At 43.1% G+C, this 21,825-nt stretch carries 22 protein-coding genes; 20 read left to right on the top strand and 2 right to left on the bottom strand.

Features of this window, described 5'->3' with window-relative positions; translation table 11 throughout:
* Positions 1-84: 84 nt before the first annotated feature.
* Together H0Z23_RS02075 and H0Z23_RS02070 are read right to left on the bottom strand one after the other, a co-directional pair.
* Positions 85-1,530 (bottom strand): FAD-dependent oxidoreductase, encoded by a 1,446-nt coding sequence (locus H0Z23_RS02075; RefSeq protein ID WP_296867297.1) that lies wholly within the window; start codon positions 1,528-1,530, stop codon positions 85-87.
* Positions 1,531-1,599: 69 nt separating this feature from the next.
* Positions 1,600-2,259, bottom strand: a complete 660-nt coding sequence (locus H0Z23_RS02070; RefSeq protein WP_366928863.1) for a histidine phosphatase family protein — start codon at positions 2,257-2,259, stop codon at positions 1,600-1,602.
* Positions 2,260-2,418: 159 nt separating this feature from the next.
* Between H0Z23_RS02070 and hrcA the strand changes: the two genes are divergently transcribed.
* From hrcA to H0Z23_RS01970, 20 genes are all read left to right on the top strand, one after another.
* Positions 2,419-3,450: a heat-inducible transcriptional repressor HrcA gene (gene hrcA / locus H0Z23_RS02065; RefSeq protein ID WP_296867296.1), complete on the top strand. Its 1,032-nt coding sequence runs from the start codon at positions 2,419-2,421 to the stop codon at positions 3,448-3,450.
* The gene (locus H0Z23_RS02060) at positions 3,447-4,097 is read left to right on the top strand and encodes a nucleotide exchange factor GrpE (RefSeq protein WP_296867295.1); all 651 of its coding nucleotides are present in this window, start codon (positions 3,447-3,449) and stop codon (positions 4,095-4,097) included. Before hrcA ends, H0Z23_RS02060 begins: the two co-directional genes overlap by 4 nt.
* 37 nt (positions 4,098-4,134) lie before the next feature.
* Entirely contained in the window at positions 4,135-5,964 is a 1,830-nt protein-coding gene (gene dnaK / locus H0Z23_RS02055; RefSeq protein ID WP_296867294.1) for a molecular chaperone DnaK, read from the top strand.
* 18 nt (positions 5,965-5,982) lie between these two features.
* Positions 5,983-7,098, top strand: coding sequence for a molecular chaperone DnaJ (gene dnaJ / locus H0Z23_RS02050; RefSeq protein WP_296867293.1), 1,116 nt, complete (start codon positions 5,983-5,985; stop codon positions 7,096-7,098).
* Between the two features lie 41 nt (positions 7,099-7,139).
* On the top strand, positions 7,140-8,036 hold the full coding sequence (locus tag H0Z23_RS02045) for a 50S ribosomal protein L11 methyltransferase (RefSeq protein WP_296867292.1): 897 nt from the start codon (positions 7,140-7,142) through the stop codon (positions 8,034-8,036).
* Positions 7,996-8,709, top strand: coding sequence for a 16S rRNA (uracil(1498)-N(3))-methyltransferase (locus tag H0Z23_RS02040; protein WP_296867291.1), 714 nt, complete (start codon positions 7,996-7,998; stop codon positions 8,707-8,709). Before H0Z23_RS02045 ends, H0Z23_RS02040 begins: the two co-directional genes overlap by 41 nt.
* A gap of 4 nt (positions 8,710-8,713) precedes the next feature.
* Complete coding sequence (gene mtaB / locus H0Z23_RS02035) at positions 8,714-10,030, top strand: tRNA (N(6)-L-threonylcarbamoyladenosine(37)-C(2))-methylthiotransferase MtaB (protein ID WP_296867290.1); 1,317 nt, start codon at positions 8,714-8,716, stop codon at positions 10,028-10,030.
* A 48-nt stretch (positions 10,031-10,078) separates the two neighbouring features.
* Positions 10,079-11,140, top strand: a complete 1,062-nt coding sequence (locus tag H0Z23_RS02030; RefSeq protein WP_296867336.1) for a bis-aminopropyl spermidine synthase family protein — start codon at positions 10,079-10,081, stop codon at positions 11,138-11,140.
* An 81-nt stretch (positions 11,141-11,221) separates the two neighbouring features.
* Positions 11,222-11,563, top strand: coding sequence for a histidine triad nucleotide-binding protein (locus tag H0Z23_RS02025; protein WP_296867289.1), 342 nt, complete (start codon positions 11,222-11,224; stop codon positions 11,561-11,563).
* A gap of 28 nt (positions 11,564-11,591) precedes the next feature.
* Complete coding sequence (gene rpsU, locus H0Z23_RS02020) at positions 11,592-11,768, top strand: 30S ribosomal protein S21 (RefSeq protein WP_014163487.1); 177 nt, start codon at positions 11,592-11,594, stop codon at positions 11,766-11,768.
* 4 nt (positions 11,769-11,772) lie between these two features.
* Complete coding sequence (locus tag H0Z23_RS02015; RefSeq protein ID WP_296867288.1) at positions 11,773-12,225, top strand: GatB/YqeY domain-containing protein; 453 nt, start codon at positions 11,773-11,775, stop codon at positions 12,223-12,225.
* Positions 12,226-12,421: 196 nt separating this feature from the next.
* The gene (gene nrdR, locus H0Z23_RS02010) at positions 12,422-12,913 is read left to right on the top strand and encodes a transcriptional regulator NrdR (protein ID WP_296867335.1); all 492 of its coding nucleotides are present in this window, start codon (positions 12,422-12,424) and stop codon (positions 12,911-12,913) included.
* On the top strand, positions 12,903-15,062 hold the full coding sequence (nrdD, locus tag H0Z23_RS02005; protein WP_296867287.1) for an anaerobic ribonucleoside-triphosphate reductase: 2,160 nt from the start codon (positions 12,903-12,905) through the stop codon (positions 15,060-15,062). Before nrdR ends, nrdD begins: the two co-directional genes overlap by 11 nt.
* Positions 15,059-15,757, top strand: coding sequence for an anaerobic ribonucleoside-triphosphate reductase activating protein (locus H0Z23_RS02000; protein ID WP_296867286.1), 699 nt, complete (start codon positions 15,059-15,061; stop codon positions 15,755-15,757). The genes nrdD and H0Z23_RS02000 overlap by 4 nt, the downstream gene beginning before the upstream one ends.
* Before the next feature lie 77 nt (positions 15,758-15,834).
* Entirely contained in the window at positions 15,835-17,007 is a 1,173-nt protein-coding gene (locus H0Z23_RS01995; protein ID WP_296867334.1) for a glycine C-acetyltransferase, read from the top strand.
* 177 nt (positions 17,008-17,184) lie between these two features.
* Positions 17,185-18,258 (top strand): ABC transporter substrate-binding protein, encoded by a 1,074-nt coding sequence (locus H0Z23_RS01990; RefSeq protein ID WP_296867333.1) that lies wholly within the window; start codon positions 17,185-17,187, stop codon positions 18,256-18,258.
* An 84-nt stretch (positions 18,259-18,342) separates the two neighbouring features.
* Entirely contained in the window at positions 18,343-19,236 is an 894-nt protein-coding gene (locus tag H0Z23_RS01985) for a branched-chain amino acid ABC transporter permease (protein ID WP_296867285.1), read from the top strand.
* Positions 19,233-20,285, top strand: coding sequence for a branched-chain amino acid ABC transporter permease (locus H0Z23_RS01980; protein WP_296867284.1), 1,053 nt, complete (start codon positions 19,233-19,235; stop codon positions 20,283-20,285). Before H0Z23_RS01985 ends, H0Z23_RS01980 begins: the two co-directional genes overlap by 4 nt.
* The gene (locus tag H0Z23_RS01975; RefSeq protein WP_296867283.1) at positions 20,282-21,076 is read left to right on the top strand and encodes an ABC transporter ATP-binding protein; all 795 of its coding nucleotides are present in this window, start codon (positions 20,282-20,284) and stop codon (positions 21,074-21,076) included. The genes H0Z23_RS01980 and H0Z23_RS01975 overlap by 4 nt, the downstream gene beginning before the upstream one ends.
* On the top strand, positions 21,069-21,773 hold the full coding sequence (locus H0Z23_RS01970) for an ABC transporter ATP-binding protein (RefSeq protein WP_296867282.1): 705 nt from the start codon (positions 21,069-21,071) through the stop codon (positions 21,771-21,773). The genes H0Z23_RS01975 and H0Z23_RS01970 overlap by 8 nt, the downstream gene beginning before the upstream one ends.
* The last annotated feature ends 52 nt before the right edge of the window (positions 21,774-21,825 follow it).

The raw sequence follows: 21,825 nt of genomic DNA, 5'->3' as shown, positions 1-21,825 counted from the left end.
ATGGTTGAAATGATATGGTAGGCAGCTTGTGTAGTCAAGGAAAGTGGATAGTTAACTATCCACTTTCCTTGATCTTGATTTTGTTTAATTAAAATTATTTATTCCATAACGGAACATGATTCCCATATAGGGATCATCTGGGGGGTTATGAGAGGGGCTATGAATATAGAAGTGATTTATAAGCTCTGGCACAGTTTCATGTCTTGTTATTATATCTATAAATCTTTCTGTTATGGACAGCGGAGAATCTCCGTCCAAAACTATTTGGAAGCCCAATATTTGCCCTTTCTTCACAGAATCATTGGATTCTGTGGAGAAGATTACTTTCCAATGTCCTTGTTTACTGTCGGGCATGACAGGTTCCCGAGTCCTTACAGGTAAGACTATACTTTCGGCTTTCATTCCCAATGATTTGGCTAGCTCTTCAGTTAGGCCAACACTGCCCCAATGAAGGCCAAATAGGGCCGATACTCCCCACGATGTTGCAGGAGGATGTTCTGTTGGTTTGCCTGCTATATTGAGGGCGACTATGAGCCCTTGTCTCATTGCCAGAGTTCCTATCAGAGGCAATATACCTTTCCCACTTACAGTATCTTCTATCTGTACTGCATCGCCGATGGCATAAATGTTAGGAACGTTTGTCCTCATGTTCTTGTCTACAACTATACCTTTTTCTATCTTTAGGCCTGCTTTAGTGGCTAGCCGAATGTCTGCTCTAACTCCTGTGGCGAATACTACGCCTGAAGCTTTAAGTTTTGTGCCATCGTTCAAAGTTAACGTTCCATTGTCGTATGATACAGCTTGCTTGTTTACAAATACATCTATTCCTTTTTCCTTCAGCCTTGTTTCCAGTATTTTAGCCATATCCTCATCCAAAGCAGATGTTATGTGAGGTAGTGCTTCAACTATCGTGACCTTTAATCCCCTATCTGATAGTGCTTCCGCGACTTCTAAGCCTACGGCGCCGCTTCCTATGACAACTGCGCTTTTAGCTTCTTCTGCAAATTTATCCAAACGCTTTCCGTCATTTACGGTTCTCATTACATAAATTCCATCGGCCAAAAGAGACTTGGGAACAAACTGCTTCCCAACGCAGACCACTTCTCCTGTGATCTCTTCTGGCATCTCGGAGGACTTGAGGACGCCTTCTATTGGAGGAATCCAAGGAGCAGCTCCAGTGGCAAATATGGCATTCTCATAAGTTACCTCTATTATCTCTTTTGACTCGGCAGCCTTAACTGTGGCCATCTTGGCTGACGGGTCTATGTCTACTACGTCGCCGACTATGGTGTTTTGAACTATGTCGGCCGGCAATCTCGGTGAGTTGGCAATATCTACTATAGTGTCTTCTGGCCCCGTAGGGATGAGTCGCCTTCCTACTCCATAAGGTAGACTGCAAACCGCTACAGGTTCTACGTTCATTGTAAGTAGAGAATCTTTCTTGCCTGAACGGTGTAAAGCTGCATACGCCGTTCTTCCCCCAGGTCCTCCTCCTATTATGAGGGTCCCTGTTTTTCTAGTTTGTTTCATTAATACCCGCCTCCTTAATAATAGCACTTCGGTGCAATTATTATACCCCAGCAGGTATAAGTCAAGGGGCTATTCCCATTCGCTGATAAAATTATCGAGATGTTTAGTTTGATTAAGTAGGATTAGACAATATCCTCTTTTGGGGTCGTGAGTAAGGATTGAGTAAGATGCAGTATCTACATGAATTTTCCAAAAATAAGGTTCAGCAATCTTTAAGGTTCCAGCAATCAAAGGCTTTAGAACAGCTCTGTGGGTAACCACGGCGAATGTTGAGCCTTGGTGTAATTTGGTTAGGTGGTTAAGATTGGCAAAAGCCCTCCTTTGTACGTCAGAGATAGATTCTGCGCCTTTAAGCCTGAGCCTTTCTGGATTGCTGAGCCATATATTCCATTCTTCTGGAAATTCTTCTTTGATTTTCTTTTTGGGCTTTCCCTCCCATGAGCCTAATGAAATATTATTGAAACCGTTTCTGATCTCTATTTGGGCTCCAGTAGCCTTGGAGATTGACCTAGCCGTCTCCAATGCTCTAGATAAAGGACTAGAGTAAATTCTATCTAGTTTGAAGTTTGCAGAAATTTCTTTTGCGATAGCTTGTGCTTGTAGCTTGCCATTCTCGTTCAATGGAAAGTCCCATCTTCCCCGAAATAGTCCTTCTCTGTTGCCCTCACACTCACCATGTCTTATTAGTATAATGGTGGTTTTTTGCTGGCTTGAGATCATATCAACCATCCTTTCTTTTGACTTTCAATAAAATGATACATCATTTATCCTTAAATAGAGTTGACAATAATCCATCTCGTTGATAATCTACCTTTCGGTGAAAACTGTCTTTAGCACTCACTAGGTGGGAGTGCTAATAACTAAAATGCGAACGGGAAGTGATAAGCTATGCTAACGGAAAGACAGCTAGAGATAGTGCTTGCCGTTGTGTATGAGTATATAAAAACGGGGGAGCCTGTTGGCTCAAGGACTATTGCTAAACGTTATCTAAGGGGGCGAAGCGCCGCAACTATAAGAAATGAAATGGCAGATTTGGAGGAAATGGATTTTCTCTATCAACCTCATACGTCTGCTGGTCGGCTTCCTACGCCTAAGGCTTTTAGGGTTTACGTTGATGCCATACTGCGAAGGCAAAGAAGCCCTGGAGATGAATATCAATACTGGGTTCGGGAGCTGAAAAAAAAGAGAGACGACCTTGAATCTGCATTACGATACGCCACTAAGTTGCTTGGGGATTTGACTAATTGCATAGGAGTGGCAGCTGTAGGACCAGCAGAAGAGGCGGTGCTACAGAAAGTTGAGTTTGTCAAAGTGGCAGAGCGAACGGCGCTATTGATTGTCATCTTAAAAGGAGGGTTGTTGCATCACAAGACGATGCAGCTTCCCCAAGACATGGATCAGCAGACGCTTGATGAACTATCGCAAAGGATAACAGTGGTAGCTTCGGGCAAGTCATGGAGAAAGGTCAGGGATGCATTGCTCAAATACGTAATGCAGGGACTTCAGTCTTATGCAGAAAATTGCAAAGCTGCCCTTAATGAAGTGGATATTCTTCTGTTGAAAGATTCGTACCACCTGTTTACAGGTGGGAAACATAACATACTGAGTCTTCCAGATTTCGCAGATTTGAGCAGATTGCAGGTTGTAATGGCTCTTCTGGAAGAGGAATCTTCAATCGCAGAGCTCGTTCAAAAGTTTTCGCCGGATAAAGGGCTTTCTGTGATGATAGGCAAGGAGGATCCAGCGTTTCCTATAGAAGATTGTTCAGTGATAATGGCTTCTAATATTGCAGATGGCAAAAAAACAGTGCTTGGGCTAATAGGTCCTGTCAGAATGGATTATGAACGTTCCATATCTGTCTTAGAAGCTGTTTTGGATAGTATCTCGACGGATGTGGAAGAGGAGGTGGATGACATATGACCAAAAAGAAAAAACATGAAGATGCTAAAAGAGAGGTAACAGAACAAGCAATAGAAGATATCTCTTTGGGTAAAAATGAGGGCCAGGAGAATGAAAACAATGAAAGCGCTGTTGAGGAAAGCACTTCTTCGCTGGAGAGTCTAGTGGAAGAAAACGAAAAGCTCAAAGCTCTTATAGAGGAGCTAAAAGAGGAGAATGCGAAACTTAAGGACGCAGCTCTGAGGGCTACGGCAGATTTTTATAACTACAGACAAAGGGTGGAAAGAGAAAAGGAAAAATTAAGTGCTTTGGCGACAGAAAAAACCATAAAGGAGCTTTTGCCTGTACTCGACAATTTAGATAGGGCTCTTTCGGCAAATGATAATGATGATGCCGAAAAAATAAAAAGCGGGATCAGGATAATCAGGAAACAATTCATGGATGTTATGTGCAAGTTGGGATTGGAACCCATAGAATCTGAGGGGAAAGACTTTGATCCCTCTGTACATGAGGCTTTGGCTGCAGAAGAAGTAGAACCGGAGTTGGATGGTAAGGTGTTAGAAGAGTATCAGAAAGGGTTTGTCCTTGGTGGCAAAGTTCTGAGAGCGGCGAAAGTTAAGGTTGGCAAATCAACATCCACAGCTGAAGAGACAAAAAAGGATGAATAGCTTTAACGTAAAATATTGCAGAAAGAGGTGATTTTTGTTGAGCAAAGTTATAGGTATAGACCTTGGAACTACGAATAGCTGTGTTGCTGTAAAAGAAGGGGATAACATAATAGTAATACCTAATTCGGAAGGCGGGAGAACTACGCCTTCTGTTGTTGCTTTCACAAAGGATAAAGAAATACTTGTTGGTCAGTTGGCAAAAAGGCAGGCTATAGTTAATCCGGAAAGAACCATAATATCTATTAAAAGACATATGGGTACTGACCATAAAGTGGAAATAGAAGGAAAAAGCTACACTCCTCAGGAAATTTCTGCGATGATTTTACAGAAGCTCAAGAGAGATGCAGAAGCATATCTTGGGGAAGAGGTCACTAAGGCAGTTATAACAGTCCCTGCTTATTTTACTGACTCGCAACGTCAGGCTACGAAGGATGCCGGGAAAATTGCAGGCCTAGAGGTTATGCGAATTATAAATGAACCAACAGCGGCGGCTTTGGCTTACGGTGTAGATAAAGGTGGAGAGCATAAGGTTCTTGTATTCGATCTGGGAGGAGGAACCTTCGACGTTTCTATTTTGGATGTAGGGGTAGATGATGGGGTAATTGAAGTTTTGGCTACTGCTGGAGATAACCATCTAGGAGGAGATGATTGGGACCAAAAGATTATTGATTGGATGGTTTCGGAGTTTAAAAAGGCAGAGGGAATTGATCTGTCGAGGGACAAAATGGCAATGCAGAGATTGAAAGAGGCGGCAGAAAAGGCAAAGTGCGAGCTGTCCTCCATGACGGAGACTACTATTTCTTTGCCTTTTATTACCGCTGATTCTAGCGGTCCGAAACATTTGGAAATGACTCTTACAAGGGCTAGATTTGAAGAGATGACCAGGGATTTGCTGGAGAGAGTCGTTGGTCCTACTAGGAGAGCCATAGAGGATTCGGGCCTTTCTGTAAAAGATATAGATAAAGTGCTCCTTGTTGGGGGCTCTACTAGAATGCCTATGGTGCAAAGAAAGATAGTTGAATTGCTTGGCAAAGAACCAACGAAAGGCATAAATCCGGATGAATGTGTTGCAGTAGGGGCTGCCATACAAGGTGCAATCCTTTCGGGAGAGCATAAAGATATTATATTGGTAGATGTTACGCCTCTTTCTCTTGGAATTGAGACTTTGGGAGGAGTTTTTACTAAGATCATTGAACGCAATACAGCCATACCTGTATCCAGAAGCCAGATTTTTTCTACAGCCTCTGACAATCAAACACAGGTAGAAATCCATGTTTTGCAAGGCGAGCGCCCGATGGCGGCAGACAACGTTACTCTTGGTAAATTTATACTGGATGGCATACCTCCAGCACCTAGGGGAATTCCGCAGATAGAGGTGACTTTTGATATAGATGTCAATGGCATCCTTAAGGTGAGTGCAAAAGACAAGGGAACGAACAAGGAACAACATATAAGAATAGAATCGTCTAATTTGACGGAGGAAGAAATAGAGCGGATGCGCAAAGAGGCTGAAGCAAACGAACAGAAAGATAGGCAGAAAAAAGAACTGGCGGAAGCCAGGAATGAGGCCGATGCCCTCATTTATTCTGCAGAGAAAACTTTGAAAGATTTTAAAGATAAGTTAAGCGAAGAGGAGATAAATAGGCTAGAAACAGAGTTGGATGCTCTGAGAAAAATAACCAAAGAAGAGGACGTACAGTCCATAAGGGAAGCCAGCAGAAAGCTTACAGAGCTTCTCCATGGGTTGTCATCTAAAATCTACAGTCAAAATGATGGAGCTAAGGGAAGCGCTACAGGTGATCAGGCTGAAAGCCAGGCAAGCGAAGAGACAATAGATGCGGAATTTAATGAGGGCCATGGAGCGTAGGGCGAGAGGTGACAGGTAATGGGCGCCTTTGATGACAAGGATCTTTACGAGATATTGGGAGTGCCAAGAAATGCTACACAAGATGAAATAAAAAAAGCTTACAGGCGCCTGGTAAGGAAGTATCATCCTGATGCCAACCCAGGAGACAGCGAGGCTGAGCAGCGTTTCAAGGAAATAAATGCTGCTTATGAGATATTGAGTGATCCTCAGAAAAGGCAACAGTATGATCAATTTGGAACAATAGGAGATGCCCAAGGTGGCTCTGGCCCTTTTGGTCCCTTTGGTGGGTTTGGCGACATCTTTGGAGATATATTCGATTCTATATTTGGTAATTTTGGAGGAGCTTCTCAGGGACCCGTGAAGGGGCAGGACATAGAGATGCGTCTTGATGTTTCTTTGGAAGAGGCGCTTACTGGTGTTTCTAAGGAAATTTCCGTTCCACGATGGGAACGCTGCAAAAGATGTGATGGGACAGGGGCAGAACCGGGGTACGGGACAAAGGTTTGTTCTGTGTGTGGTGGAACAGGGCAAGTAGAACAGCATAGACGGACTCCTTTTGGCTCTTTTGTTAGCGTCACTGTTTGCCCAGAGTGTAAAGGTAAAGGTAAGATCATAGAAAAAGTTTGTGGTGAATGTGGTGGAAGTGGAAAGACAAGAGTCTATCGTAAAGTTAAAGTGACTGTTCCTAAAGGAGTAGATACAGGGGTAAGGCTTAGGATCCAAGGAGAAGGAATGGAGGGCTTAAGGGGTGGCCCTCCAGGAGACTTGTTTTTAGTTATAAGCGTTGCTTCTCATGATATTTTTAAAAGGGAAGGGGATAACCTGCATATGTCTTTGCACCTTTCCTTTCCGGAAGCTGCCTTGGGGTGCGAAAAAGAAGTTGAGCTTCTTGATGGAAGATATAAGCTGGATATTCCTCAGGGCGTTCAGAATGGTCACGTCTTCAAGATAAAAGGAAGAGGGATGCCTAGGCTTAGGCGACCAGGACGTGGGGACTGTCTTGTCCATATTGTTGTCGATATACCTAAAAAGTTGACGGACAAGCAGAAAGGTTTAATAGAAGCCCTTGCGAAGGAAATGAATGTCAGTGTTAAATCTGGAGGGTTCTTAGAGAAATTGAAGAATTTGCTTTAGGGATTTCGAGTAAAGATGCAATATTGGAGGAGGAGAGCCCCATGGAAGAAAAAGGTAGCTTCTGGTGGTACGTGACCATAGAATCTAAAGGCATGGAAGAGGAAACCCTTATCTCGTTAGTGGATCTTTCTGGTAGTATGGGTTCTGAATTGCTTGACACACAGGATAAATTAGCTGTTAAAGCTTACTACAGGTCATCGCATGCTTTGGAGTATTGGATTAGCAAAATCAATGAGGTGCTTGAACCTTGGCCGACGTTAAGGATTATAGATGCTGGGAAAATTGAGAACGAGAGATGGCACACTGTATGGAAGGAAGCCTTTCCACCTATAGAAGTGGGCAAGGCATTAGTAGTCATGGCCCCTTGGCATAAGGATTCTTTTGAAGATCGAAAGGGTAAGAGTGTCCTTTTAGTTTATCCAGGTACGGCTTTTGGAACAGGGTATCATGAAAGTACTCAGATAGCCCTTGAGCTTTTGGAAAAGAGCGTTAATCAAGGTGATGTTGTAGCGGATGTTGGGACGGGCTCTGGAATTTTGGCCATAGCTGCTGTTAAGCTCGGAGCGAAAAAGGTCTTTGCTAGAGATTTGGATCCGGCTGTATTGGAGGAAGTGGAGTCCAATTTGAAGTTAAACGAAATCCCTGAAGATTTAGTTGAGGTGGAGCAAGGCAATTTGCTTGATGGATTACACGAATTGGTGGATCTTGTAACTGCCAATATTATTTTTGATCCGCTAATAAAGCTTTTGCCGTCCTTACCTTCCAAACTAAAAAAGGGAGGAAGGGCTGTTTTTTCAGGATTGGTTAAGAAAGAAAGGGATCCTTTTATTTCGGCTTTGCAAGAAATAGGATTTAAAGTGTTAGAAGAAACGACGAAGGGAGATTGGTGGGGTGTCGTTGCCCAGAATACGTCTGGAGGGCAGTCTGAGAATAGATAGTAAGACCTGGTTAATAGAACCTTCTGAAGCCCATCATTTGCTAAATGTTCGTAGATGTAAAAATGGACAAAAGGTTGAAGCCCTGATGGAGGGTAGATTGCTTATCCTCAGATTGAAAATTGAAGAGGGTAAATTGCTAGGATATGTGGAAGAGGAGATAAAAACTTCTCCCAAAAGAGAACTTTGGGTCTTATTAGGTTTGACTAAAACAGAAGCATTTGAATTGGCGTTGAGGCAAGTAACTGAGTGTGGTGCCACAGCTATAGTACCTCTACGTTGTGAAAGAAGTGTCGTGAAGATCGAAGGTAGTCGAGTCGAGGCAAAGATGAGAAGGTGGAAGCTTATTTTGAGCGAAGCTACTAAACAAGCTAGAGCTTTTAGTATACCTGAATTATTTCCTGTGATTAAGGTAAAAGACATAGATGCATTGTCTTTGCCAGCTTTCAAGTATGGTGCATTTTTAGGCAGGGGAAGTATTGACCTTTTAGACTGTGCCCCGAAAGACAAAGCGGCTATAGCAATAGGACCTGAGGGAGATTGGTCTGAAGCAGAGATGCAAATGCTTGAGGATTTTGGCTTCAAGCCAGTTAGGCTGGGAGCCAGGATAATGCGATCCCCGACGGCAGCAGCTGTTGGAACAGCTATTTTGTCTATGCTACTGGAAAAGGAATGATCTAATGTCTCATGAAGTTTTGAAGGGTAAGAAGGTAAGAATAGAAACCCTTGGTTGCAGAAGCAATTTATATGAATCTGAAGCCATAGCCTCAGCCTTGGAGGCGTACGGTGCTGTAATAGTGAAAGAATCTTTGTTTGATGTTGCGATAATAAACAGTTGTACTGTGACACAGGAGGCTGATCGCAAATCTAGACAGTTAATTCGTAAACTTAAAAGATTTTCTCCTGCAGCACGAATAGTGGTGTGCGGTTGTTGGGCACAAAAGTCTACGGAAGATGAAGCCAAGGCTCTTGGTATAGATGCCCTCGTAGGTAATAGAATGAAAAGCCGTATCCCAGAAATTTTGATCAATCTTCTAGATGAATCGGAAGAAAAGAGACTAATAGTGGAGAGACGATCCTTGCAATATTGTGAAAAATGGGACGACCTCTTGCTTGCAAAACCTCATTTCCACACTAGAGCTTTCGTAAAAGTGCAGGATGGATGTTCGAGGAGTTGTTCTTACTGCATTATACCTAGTGTGCGAGGTAGGCCAGTTAGCAGGCCACTGGAAAGTGCCGTGAAGGAAGTGAAAACCCTTGTGGCCAACGGCTGCAAAGAAGTGGTTTTGACAGGAATTCAATTAGGATTTTATGGAAAAGATATAGGTTCTACATTGGCAGATTTGGTGGAGAGCTTATCCGACATAAATGGACTGGAGAGAATACGATTTGGCTCCATAGAGCCTTTTGGGATAGACAGGGATTTGGTGTATAGGCTTGCATCGATTAGCAAATTGTGCCCTCACTTTCATTTGCCGCTTCAAAGCGGTGACGACCGCGTGTTGGAAGCCATGAGTAGGGGATATGCTTCTTTGGATTTTGCGAGGGTGATTTCATGGTTTAGAGAAGCTTTTGGTGATGATGTACATATAGGAACCGACATAATAGTAGGCTTTCCTGGTGAAACTGATGAGATGTTTAAAAATACCCTTTCTCTTGTGGAAAGTTTGGCTTTTGGCAGAATTCACGTTTTCCCCTATTCTGCCCGAAAGGGAACGAGGGCTTATGCATTGAAAAGCGACTTAACAAAAGAGCGAATACACGAAAGAGTAAAAGAAGCCATTCTTTTAAGGGATCGCTTACTTGATAGATATGCCAGAAGATGGATAGGTAAAAACGTTTCTGTTTTGGTAGAGGAAAGTACCTGTTGTATAGTAGAGGGGTTAACACCTCATTTTTTGAGAGTTAAGGCCAATGGCTCAGCTATGCAAAATGAAGTTGTGAAGGTTTTTGTGAATAGTGCCGAGGATGGCAACCTTTATGGTATTATATTATAAAAAAGTTAAAAACTATTGAATTTAAAGGGGGGTAATGTCTTGAACTCTATGAATAAAATAAAGAGCTACGCAGAAGAAGCAGCTCGGAATACAAGCATTGTGGTAAGAGAGAGAGATGTGGAGAGGGTATTAGCGGCAATAATGCTGAGTTCAAATTTTTGGAAGATAGTCCAGCTTGCGGAAGAGCCTGTACCTATGGTGGCAGAATTAATTCAACTAATGGCAAGGGACGGTCTAATAGCGATAGAAGATAATGATATAAAACTTACTCAAGAGGGGGAAGCTTTCTGCAAGGCTGAGAGGATAGAGGCATTACATACCCATTTGTGCCCTACGTGTAAAGGGCGGACTATAGTTCTAGATGACTCTTTGAAAAGACCATATGAAAAATTCCTAGAATTGCATCAAGAACGACCTGAAGCTATAAGGCAATACGACCAGGCATATGTTACGCCGGAAACTACTTTTGCGAGAATATCTCTAGCTGATGGTCGGGGAGATATAAGAGGCAGAGATATCATAGTCCTAGGAGACGATGATATGGTTGCTCTTGCTTTGGCTATTACGAAGCTTCCTCGTAGAGTCGTAATGTTAGAGATAGATGAGAGGATAGTCGATTTCCAGAAGAAAAAAGCTGCCGAATTGGGGCTTTCTAATTTAGAGGTAAGAAGGCATGATTTACGAAAGCCGCTACCTGAAGATTTGCTTAAGTCCTTTGATGTGTTTTTCTGTGACCCACCTGAAACGGTAGCTGCTTTAGCCGCTTTCGTTGGAAGGGGGGTTGCGACTCTCAAGGGTATGGGGGGAGCTGGTTATTTTGGGCTGACGAGCAGTGAGAGTTCCTTTGTTAAGTGGAGACAGCTTGAACAGGTCCTTATAAATAAGGGCTTGGTTGTAACAGACATCATTCGTAATTTCAATGAATATGTCAATTGGAATTATGCTGAAGAAATGTTGGCATGGAAATTGGCACCAGTTAAGGTGAAACCCGTAGATAACTGGTATTATTCCTCTATTTTTAGGGTGGAAGTAGTGGAAGAAATTCCTTTAGATAACGAAGATTTAACGGATTCTGATATCTATAATGATTCTGAAAGTTCCACAGTTTAAGTGAACCAGTTTTGAAGCGGTGGTTGTCTAAATGACAAACCTTTTCTAAAATAGAGGCACGCATAAGAGAGGTGGCCGTTGGTGAATGGTGATTGTGTCTTTTGTCGGATATTAGATGGAGAGTTGCCTGCACATTTTGTATACAAAGATGAAAAAGTAGCAGTCATAAGGGATATTAACCCCCAGGCGCCTACTCATTTGCTGGTTATTCCAAGGGAACACATATCCTCGGCAGATCAGGTGGAAGATCCTTCGCTGTGGTCTGTTCTTATGGGTACAGCAACTAAGGTTGCGAGAGATCTTGGACTTGTCGAGGATGGCTATCGTGTTGTGGTAAACTGTGGAGACCGGGCTGGACAAACGGTACATCATCTTCATGTACACTTACTGTCAGGTCGGTTTTTTCAATGGCCCCCGGGTTAGTGTGGGCGTTAGAAAGGGGGGAAGAGCAATGACCGAGGTAGTACGCAGGGAAAATGAATCTCTCGAAGATGCTTTGAGGCGTTTTAAAAGAGAAGTTTCCAAGGGCGGAGTTTTGAGAGAAGCCCGCAGGCGCCAGCATTACGAAAAACCTAGCGAGGAAAAGAAAAGGAAGAGAGAGGCTGCCAGGAGAAAAAAGAGGAGGTAGCGAGTTGAAAGAGTTTGAGAAAAAGATCCAGCAGGACTTTGTAGATGCGCTTAAAAAGGGCGATACTAAAGTAGTAGATGTCCTCAGGATGTTGAAATCTTCCATACAAAACAAAAAGGTTGAAAAAGGGAAGGATGCTTCCTTGAGTGAAGATGATTATATAGTATTACTGAGGCGAATGATAAAACAACGGAAAGAAGCTGCTGAACAATACGAAGCTGTTGGAGTCAGAGATAGAGCTGAGCAGGAGAGAGCGGAGGTGTCTATTCTAGAGAAATACCTACCAGAGCAGCTATCTGAGGAGCAGATCCTGCAGTTGGCGAAGAAGATAATAGAAGAAACAGGCGCCAAAGGCATTTCGGATCTTGGGAAGGTTATGGGTAAGCTTATGCCTCATGTAAAAGGTAAAGCTGATGGTGCTACGGTGAGAAACGTGGTGGAGAGGTTGCTTAGGTAGCGATGATTTTGTCTTGGATTAAGGATTTCTAGGATAATAAGTAGAAATAATGCGATGATATAAAAATATAAGCGGGCCGGTGTTAACCGGCCCGCTTTTTATAGGTTTGAGAAAAGTAAAAACAATCTGATAATACCAAAACGGCAAATCTAGTGTTATAATAACAGAAAACACAATATATATGGTGGTGGTAGGTTTGAGATGTCCCCAATGTGGTGCTTGGGAAACCAGAGTTTTAGAGACAAGGACAGTTAGTGAAGGTAGAGTTGTAAGAAGAAGAAGAGAATGTCCGAATTGTCAAAAGCGCTTTACCACTTATGAGCGCTTTGAGGAGACCCAAGTGTTATGGGTTGTAAAGAAGGGGGGGCGAAGGGAAGCTTTTGATAGGGACAAGCTGTTGAAAGGAATGGCTAGAGCTTGTGAAAAACTTTCAATTCCTCTGGACGTGTTGGAGGAGGCGGTAACCAGGATAGAAAATAATCTCCGAAGCTCCGGCCAAAATGAGATTTCAAGCCAAATAATAGGAGAGATGGCCATGGAGGAGCTGAGAGGGATAAATAAGGTTGCTTATGTGCGGTTTGCTTCTGTCTATAGGGAGTTTACCGATGTGTCCAGTTTTATTGAGGAAATAAAGTACATCACCGATGAGATGAGAAGAGGGGAGATGGATAAAAGTCATGAGAAATAGCAGCTCTAATGGGATTTTTGATGATGGTGCTGTGGGTTATAAAAGAAGGCAGGGCCTGTTTTTTAATTCTTCCGGCGATTTTGTTCACAACCAGGAATCAACCGATTTGATATTGATGGTTGAGGCTTTGAGTGGAGAGGAACAAGCACCGTGGGACCTGACCAAAATAAGGAATGCAATGATAAGGGAGGCAGGGGTAGAGCCCTCACTAGCGGAGGAAATAGCCATAGAGGTAGAGGAAGATATATCTCGGTATGGTAGAAAAAGAGTAACTACAGATTTGATAAGGGAAATCGTCAATGTGAAACTTTTCCAACGAGGCCTCGACGCCAAGCTAAAAGATCATTCAAGGTTAGGGTTGCCACTTTATGATTTGGAGAGGTTGCTTTTGGCTCCCAATAGGGAGAACAGCAACACAACCCATAACCCAGAGTCAATAAATCTGTCAATAGCTGAACGAATCCTAAAGGAGTATGCCCTAAAAAAGATTTTCCCTTCTGACGTAGCAAGGGCACATCTTTCGGGGGACATACATCTTCATGATCTTGGGATGGTAAACAGGCCTTATTGTTCGGGGCAGAGCCTGGCTTATGTGATCAAGTATGGTATAAACTTGCCTTCTATAACAAGTGTTTCTTCTCCTGCGAAACATCCAGAAGTTCTTATAGCTCACATGTCCAAGATGACGTCGGTGCTTCAGAATAATTTCGCTGGCGCTATCGGTTGGGATGCTGTGAATATGTTCTTTGCACCCTTTCTTGTAGGTGTGGATTATAAAAGAATAAAGCAATTAGCTCAAATGATGATTTTTGAGTTTAACCAACTGGCAGGAGGCAGAGGCGGACAAGTCGCCTTTACAGACATAAATTTGTATTATGAGATACCTAAACATTTCAGGAACGTTGAAGCGTTAGGCCCGGGAGGAATCCCTACCGGGAAGACATATTCAGAGTACTCCAATGAGGCTAAAAAGTTCTTGAAGGCCCTTTTTGAAGTATATCTTGAGGGAGATGAAAGGGGACAGCCGTTCTTCTTCCCGAAGCCTCTACTTCATATTACCGATGATTTCTTCAAGGAGCCCGGCTGGGAAGAGTGTTTGCACTTGGCTTGCAAGGTGGCTTCTGAGAAGGGAAACACGTATTTTGTTTTTGACAGGGGTGGAGTGGCGAAGCTCAGCGAATGCTGCAGGTTGAGCTTTGAATTGACGGATGAAGACCTTAAGGAAGCGTCCACACCTTGGAAAATGAGGTACAGTGCCCTTCAGAATGTCACTGTCAACCTCCCAAGGATTGCTTATAGGAGCATGGGGGATATCGATACAGCATTTGCTCTTTTGGATGAGGCCCTTGAATTGGTTGTTAAGGCACATGAGTGCAAAAAACGTTTCTTAGAGGAGATATTGTCTTTAGAGGAAGAGGGGCCCTTAGCAGCTCTTTGTGTAAAACATGATGGTGAGCCTTACCTTCGTATGAGAAAGGCGAGCTATCTTGTAGGCGTGTTGGGCTTAGAAGAGATGATACAGCATTTGACTGGGAAATCCTTGCACGAAGGTCAAGATGCTATGGATCTTGGACTGGCAGTTATCAAGTATATGGATCTCAAATGCCAGGAATTGTCGGAAAGGCATGGGCTTAAGATTGTTATCGAGCAGACACCGGCAGAGAGCACGGCTTACAGATTTGCGAAACTTGACATAAGGCAGTTTCCTGAATTAGCTCCCATGTATATTAAAGGCAACCTTAAGACTGGAGAGGTTTATTACACTAACAGTACTCATTTTGCTTATGATGCCCCTGTTGATCCTGTGACCAGGGTGGTGGAAGAGGGTCGTTTCCATCCAATGATAAAGGCAGGTGCCATTACTCATGTATGGCTTGGAGAGAGTAGGCCAGACCCAAAAGCTTTAGCTTCATTAGTAAGGAAAATATTCACTAATACGGAGAACGCTCAAGTTGCTTTCAGCCCTGAGTTCACTGTTTGTAACAATTGTGGGAAGGTCCAAAGGGGATTACAAGAGGAGTGTTTGTCATGTGGTAGTAAAAATGTTGATGGAATTACCCGCATAACTGGTTATTTCACTAAGACCTCTTCTTGGAATTCAGGGAAAAAAGGGGAACTGAAGGATAGGTTAAGGGTGGTTATCCAATGAGAGGGCATTACGGTAATATACCAATTGGCGGGCTTTTGCCCGTCTCTTTTTTGGATTGGGAAGGGAGAGTAGCCTCTGTAGTTTTTATTCAAGGTTGTAATTTCCGCTGTCCTTATTGCCATAATAGGGATCTTGTGTTGCGCCTCACAGAAACTTTGGACCCAAAGCAGGTTATTAAAGAAATAGAACGGAAGAAAAATTTTTTGGATGGCATTGTAATCTCCGGGGGGGAACCTACGCTCTCCTTGGAGCTACCATTTTTTATAAGGCAATTGAAGAGAGAAATAAAACTTCCTGTAAAGTTAGATACCAATGGTTCAAACCCCAACATGTTGGCTATGCTTATCGATGAAGGCCTAATATCGGCAGTAGCGATGGATATAAAGGGCCCTTGGGCTAAATACTCAGATATAACTAGATCAAAGGTTGATATAAATAAGATTTTGGAGTCCTTGAGGCTTATAAAGCAGGCAGGTATTGAGTACGTTTTGAGAACTACCTATGTTCCTCAGCTAATGTCGTTAGAGGATCTAAGAGAAATCCAGAAACAAATCTCCTATGACTCGACATGGAGGATTCAGCTTTTTCGCCCAAATAACACTCTTGATGAGAGTTTTTGTGATTATGATTCACCTTCTCCTGAAAGTATAAAAGATTTTTTCCCAGATGTTCCCGTTGTGGGGATAGATTTATGATAATTGCTATAATACTAAGGTAGAGGAAAATTCCTGGAAAATCATATCAAAAGGAAGTGGTGGAAGTGGCCGTTAACATGGATTTTGTAAGGGAAGAGTTAACCAGGCTCAAAGAAGAGGGCTTATATACGTACATCAGAACTATTGAAAGCCCTCAGGGACCATGGGTAGTCATTGAAGGTCGCAAGGTGTTAAACCTATGCTCCAATAATTATTTAGGATTATGTGATGACGTAAGGTTAAAGAGCAAAGCTAAGAAATATATTGATTTGTATGGAGTAGGTCCAGGTGCTGTTAGAACTATAGCTGGAACCATGTCGGTACATATAGAGCTTGAGAAAAAGCTGGCCGCGTTTAAAGGGACAGAGGCGGCAATACTGGTTCAATCAGGTTTTTGTGCCAACCTGTCTGCCATACCTGCTTTAGTAGGTAAAGGTGACATAATTTTTAGCGATGAACTGAATCATGCATCTATTATAGATGGTTGTCGTCTGAGTCGGGCTGAAATAATAAGATATAAACATAACGACCCGGAGGACCTGGAGAGAGCATTAAAGGAGAAAGAAGGAGTAAATTGTAGAAAGCTTGTTGTTACCGATGGTGTCTTTTCCATGGATGGGGATATGGCTCCCCTTCCGGCCCTTGTGGAGGTTGCTGAAAAGTATGGAGCTATGATTATGGTCGATGATGCTCACGGAGAGGGCGTCCTTGGAAGAAGTGGTCGAGGTATAGTGGACCATTTTGACCTCCATGGAAGAGTCGATATAGAGGTAGGAACGTTATCAAAGGCTTTTGGCGTCATGGGAGGCTTTGTGGCGGGTAAAGAAGAGCTTATAGAATATCTTAGGCAGAAAGCGAGACCCAATCTCTTTAGCAGTGCTCTCACTGTTCCTGATGTGGCAGCGAACATCGCCGCGGTTGAAATTTTGGAAGAAAGTGGGGAGCTGGTGGAAAAACTGTGGGATAATGCATTTTACTTCAGAGCAAGAATGGGAGAATTGGGTTTTGATACGGGACATACCCAGACGCCTATAACTCCCGTTATGGTAGGGGAAGCGACTTTAGCAAAGAAATTAAGTTTGAAGCTGTTTGAAAAGAATGTTTTTGCCCAGGCAATAGCATTCCCGACAGTCCCTAAAGGAAAAGCGCGAATAAGAGTTATGGTATCCGCTTCTCACTCAAGGGAGGATTTGGATTATGCGGTTTCAGCGTTCGCTGAAGCAGGTAAGGAATTGGGGGTGATTGGCTAATTGCTCTCCTTCAAGTTAGGTTCGTAGGGTTTTAAAAAGCGTTATTTTCATGTAAAATTTTCTTGTAGAAATACACATTAAAAGTGGGGGTGAAGGTGAGTGAGAAAAGCTTCTTTTTTCAGTTTGATGTCTGTGGCATTGATTTTTGGGCTGTTATTATTCAGTGCAGGCCAAGCAATGGCGGATGATGCCATCAGGATAGGTGTTTATCTACCCTTGACGGGTCAGAACGCCTTTGGTGGCCAGCTGGAGCTTGATGGTGTTAAGATGGCCCATCAAGAGGTTCCGGAAGTTCTCGGCAAGAAAGTTGAGCTATTTGTTGTGGACAATAAGTCTGATAAGGTGGAGTCTGCGAACGCGGTCAAGCGCTTGATTAACAAGGAAAAGGTAGTGGCCATAATAGGGACTTATGGCTCTTCTCTTGCGATGGCCGGAGGCGAAGTTGCTGAGAAGGCCGGCATCCCAATGGTAGGCACGTCTTGCACCAACCCCTTGGTAACCCAGGGGAAGAAGTACATTTTCAGGGTTTGCTTTATCGATCCATATCAAGGAGCAGGTGCTGCAACTTATGCCTATAGAATGCTTGGCCTCAAAAAAGCAGCAATTCTTGTTGATGTGGCCAATGACTACTCTGTAGGTCTTGCTGGCTTCTTTGAGAGGTCATTCAAGAAAATGGGTGGAGAAGTTGTAGCCAAGCTCAAATATAATTCAGGAGATCAGGACTTTACTGCCCAGTTGACAGAGATAATAAGCAAGAAACCCGATGTGCTGTTTATACCCTCATATTTTGCCGAAGGTGCAATAATAATGAAGCAAGCCCAGGAGTTAGGCGCCGATTTCCAGATTATGGGCGGAGATGCCATGGATAACCCCAAGATAGCCGAGATAGGTGGCAGTGCAGTTGAAGGTTTCATTCACACGACATTCCCTTATGATCCATCCATGAAGGATATGAATCCTGTAGCCAAGGAGTTTACCGAAAATTGGAAAAAACTTCACCCCAAAGAAGACCCCAACGTCAATGCAGCTTTGGGTTATGATGCCTATATGATCTTGATAGATGCCATCAAGCGTGCTGGTAGCGCAGATCCGGAGGCTATTACCAAGGCATTGGCAGAGACGAAGGGTTTCGTGGGAGTAACAGGCGTTACGACGATAAACGAAACTCATGATGCTGAGAAACCTGTGGGGATAGTTAAGATAGTTAATGGCAAAAAACAGTATGTTGCTACTATAGAACCTGAATTGTAAATCCTACATATCCAAAACAAAAAGAGGCGGGGGAGGATGATTGAATTGCCTCCCCCATCTCTTTGAAAGCAAGGAGGAGCTCAAATGAGCTTATCAATGTTTGTTCAGCACTTCTTAAATGCTCTTACGTTGGGCAGCTTATATGCCTTGATAGCCATTGGGTACACTATGGTTTATGGCATATTGCGCCTTATTAATTTCGCCCACGGTGAGATTTTCATGTTAGGAGCTTATTTTGTGTTTTGGGGAGTTACACTGTTACACCTGCCGTGGTTTATGGCGGTAGTTGTTTCCATTATTGTTACTTCCTTTGCAGGGATAATGGTAGATAGGGTAGCTTATAGGCCATTGAGAGATGCACCCCGCATCTCTGCTCTCATTAGTTCAATAGGGGTGTCCTTTTTCCTTCAGAATTTTGCTATAGTGGTCTTTTCGGCTATACCACGAGAAGTTCAAAGGCCCGAGTGGCTTGTAAATGTAATAGTCTTAGGTAAGGTAAGACTTTTGCCTCTTACTTTGGTGGTACCGGTGCTTTCCTTTGTTTTAATGCTGGCTTTGCTTTTCGTTGTGTACAAAACGAAGCCTGGTCTTGGCATGAGAGCCATATCAAAAGATATAGAAACCAGCAGGCTTATGGGAGTGCCAGTCAATAAAGTTATAGCTCTCACTTTTGGTATGGGATCTGCGCTTGCTGCTGCATCAGGTATAATGTGGGCTCTTAGGTACCCCCAACTTCAGCCGGTTATGGGTGTTATACCGGGGTTTAAGGCCTTTATAGCTGCAGTTTTCGGCGGTATAGGCTCTATACAAGGAGCTGTCATAGGAGGCCTGATATTAGGTTTTATGGAGATAATGATAGTGGCCTTTATGCCATCTCTTGCAGGTTATAGAGATGCGTTTGCTTTTGTTCTCCTCATAATAATATTACTCTTCAAGCCTACGGGACTTCTTGGAGAGAAGCTGGAGGATAAAGTATGATGGAAGTCGGTAAAAGAAGAGATTACATTTTAAACACAATTGCGTTGGGTTGTTTAGCTCTATTCCTATACTGGGCGGAAGGAAACCTGGATGGCTACAAAATTCAAATACTTAATCTTATAGCTGTAAACATAATACTTGCGTTGAGTCTTAATCTGATATATGGATTTACTGGTTTGTTTTCCTTGGGGCATGCAGGTTTTATGGCCATAGGGGCTTATACATGTGCCCTTCTAATACTTTCCCCTGCTCAGAAAGAGATGATGTTTATACTGGAGCCAGCTATGTGGCCGTTCTCAGTTATGCATGCTCCTTTCTTGGTTGCTGTTTTTGCAGGCGGATTGATGGCAGCTTTGTTTGGTCTATTAATAGGTCTTCCTGTTCTTAGGCTGGGTGGAGACTACTTAGGTATTGCTACTTTGGGCTTTGCAGAAATAATAAGAGTTCTTGCCAATAACTTGCCAAGGGTGACTAATGGTGCCTTAGGCTTCAAAGGTATTCCTGGTTATGCAAATATCTGGTGGAATTATGGTTGGTGTTTTGTCACGCTGTACGTTATTGTCAGGTTGGTTAACAGTAACTTTGGCAACGCTCTGAAGGCTATAAGAGATGATGAGATTGCAGCGAAAGCTATGGGTATAAATACCTTTAAATACAAACTTATATCTTTTTCCATAGGGTCTTTTTTTGCTGGTGTAGGAGGGGCTTTGCTTGCAAGTCTCCTCACCACAATAGATCCCAAGATGTTTCTTTTTATTCTTACTTTTAACGTGCTGATGATAGTTGTAGCTGGTGGTCTTGGTTCTATTTCCGGATCTGTTATAGCAGGAATAATAATAACCGTACTTCTGGAATGGCTTAGGTTTGTCGAAAACCCAATAACTATAGGTTCTTTTTACATTCCGGGCATTCCCGGAATGAGGATGGTTGTTTTCTCCTTAACACTGTTGTTCATTATCCTTTTCAGACGGCAAGGAATAATGGGGATGAGAGAGATAACTTGGGATACTATATTGGGGGTCTTTAGGAAGAGGGGTGGAGGAGCATGATGTCTACATCCCAGGACCTGGTGCTGGAGACCAGGAATGTAACTATGAGATTTGGTGGCCTTACGGCGGTGTCAGATTTCAATATACAGATAGAACAAGGAAGAATATACGGATTAATAGGTCCTAATGGAGCGGGTAAGACCACCTGTTTTAACATGATAACAGGGTTTTATACGCCAACAGAAGGAAGTATCGTTTATAAGGGGATAGACATTACAGGGCTTCCACCCCATAAAGTGTGTCATTTAGGTATAGCGAGAACCTTTCAAAATATCAGGCTTTTCTCTAACGAAACGGTACTTCAGAATGTCATGATTGGAGGTCACCTGAGGCAAAAAACCACGTGGTGGCATGCTTTGCTGAGTTTGCCTTCCTATTTTGGGGAAGAAAAGGCAATTCGTCATAAGGCACTGGCCTTGCTTGATGCTGTTGGGCTAAAGGATCATGCATCAGAGAAGGCAGACAGCTTGCCTTATGGTGCCCAGAGACGCCTAGAGATAGCTAGGGCGCTTGCTACAGAACCTTCATTTTTGTTGCTAGATGAGCCTGCCGCAGGTATGAATCCCCAGGAGACTCAGGAGTTAATGGGGTTCATAAAGAATATAAGGGAACAGTTTGACCTCACTATACTTCTTATAGAGCATGACATGAAAGTAGTAATGGGAATATGTGAGCATATTTGGGTTCTTGATTATGGAGTCACCATAGCCAAAGGAAGTCCTAAGGAAATTCAATCTAACCCAAAAGTTATAGAGGCTTACCTTGGAGAGGAGTACGTGCAAAATGCTTAGTGTTCAGGATTTGCATGTTCACTACGGAGGTATTCATGCATTAAAAGGTATATCCTTTGAGGTACCTGAAGGGAAAATAGTGACATTAATAGGAGCAAATGGTGCTGGCAAAAGCACCACCTTAAGATCCATAGCAGGTTTGGTCAAGAAGTCGAAGGGTGCAGTTACTTATAAAGGAAAGAGAATAGAAAATTGGGCACCTGAGGACATAGTGAAGTTCGGTATGGTTTTATCGCCTGAGGGTAGAAGAATATTCCCGCACCTTACAGTGTTGGAGAACTTGATGCTCGGAGCATATACGAGAAACGACAAAGAAGGGATACAGCGGGACCTCGAGTGGGTATACGAGTTGTTCCCTAGGCTGAAGGAGAGAACATGGCAGAAGGGTGGGACCCTATCTGGAGGAGAACAGCAGATGCTTGCCCTCGGTAGGGCTCTTATGAGCAATCCAGATGTCGTTATGCTTGACGAACCTTCTTTGGGATTAGCTCCGCTGTTGGTTAAGGAAGTTTTTGAGATTATTGAGACCATTAACTCTCAAGGCAAAACTGTTTTATTAGTTGAGCAAAATGCTTTTGCGGCACTTAAGGTAGCGCACTATGCCTATGTTTTGGAAGTTGGTAAAATAGTACTCGAAGGCCCAGGGGAGGAATTATTACAAAACGAAAAAGTCAAAGAAGCTTACTTGGGTGGCTAAAAGAACTATCTGTACTAGAAGTTAAGAGGGCCGCATTAAAGCGGCCCTCTTA

Origin of the sequence: Thermovirga sp., from assembly GCF_017656375.1 — a bacterium.
In the GTDB taxonomy this organism is placed as follows: domain Bacteria; phylum Synergistota; class Synergistia; order Synergistales; family Thermovirgaceae; genus Thermovirga.
Note: the sequence above shows the minus strand (reverse complement) of the source record. Positions and strands in the feature narration are given on the sequence as shown.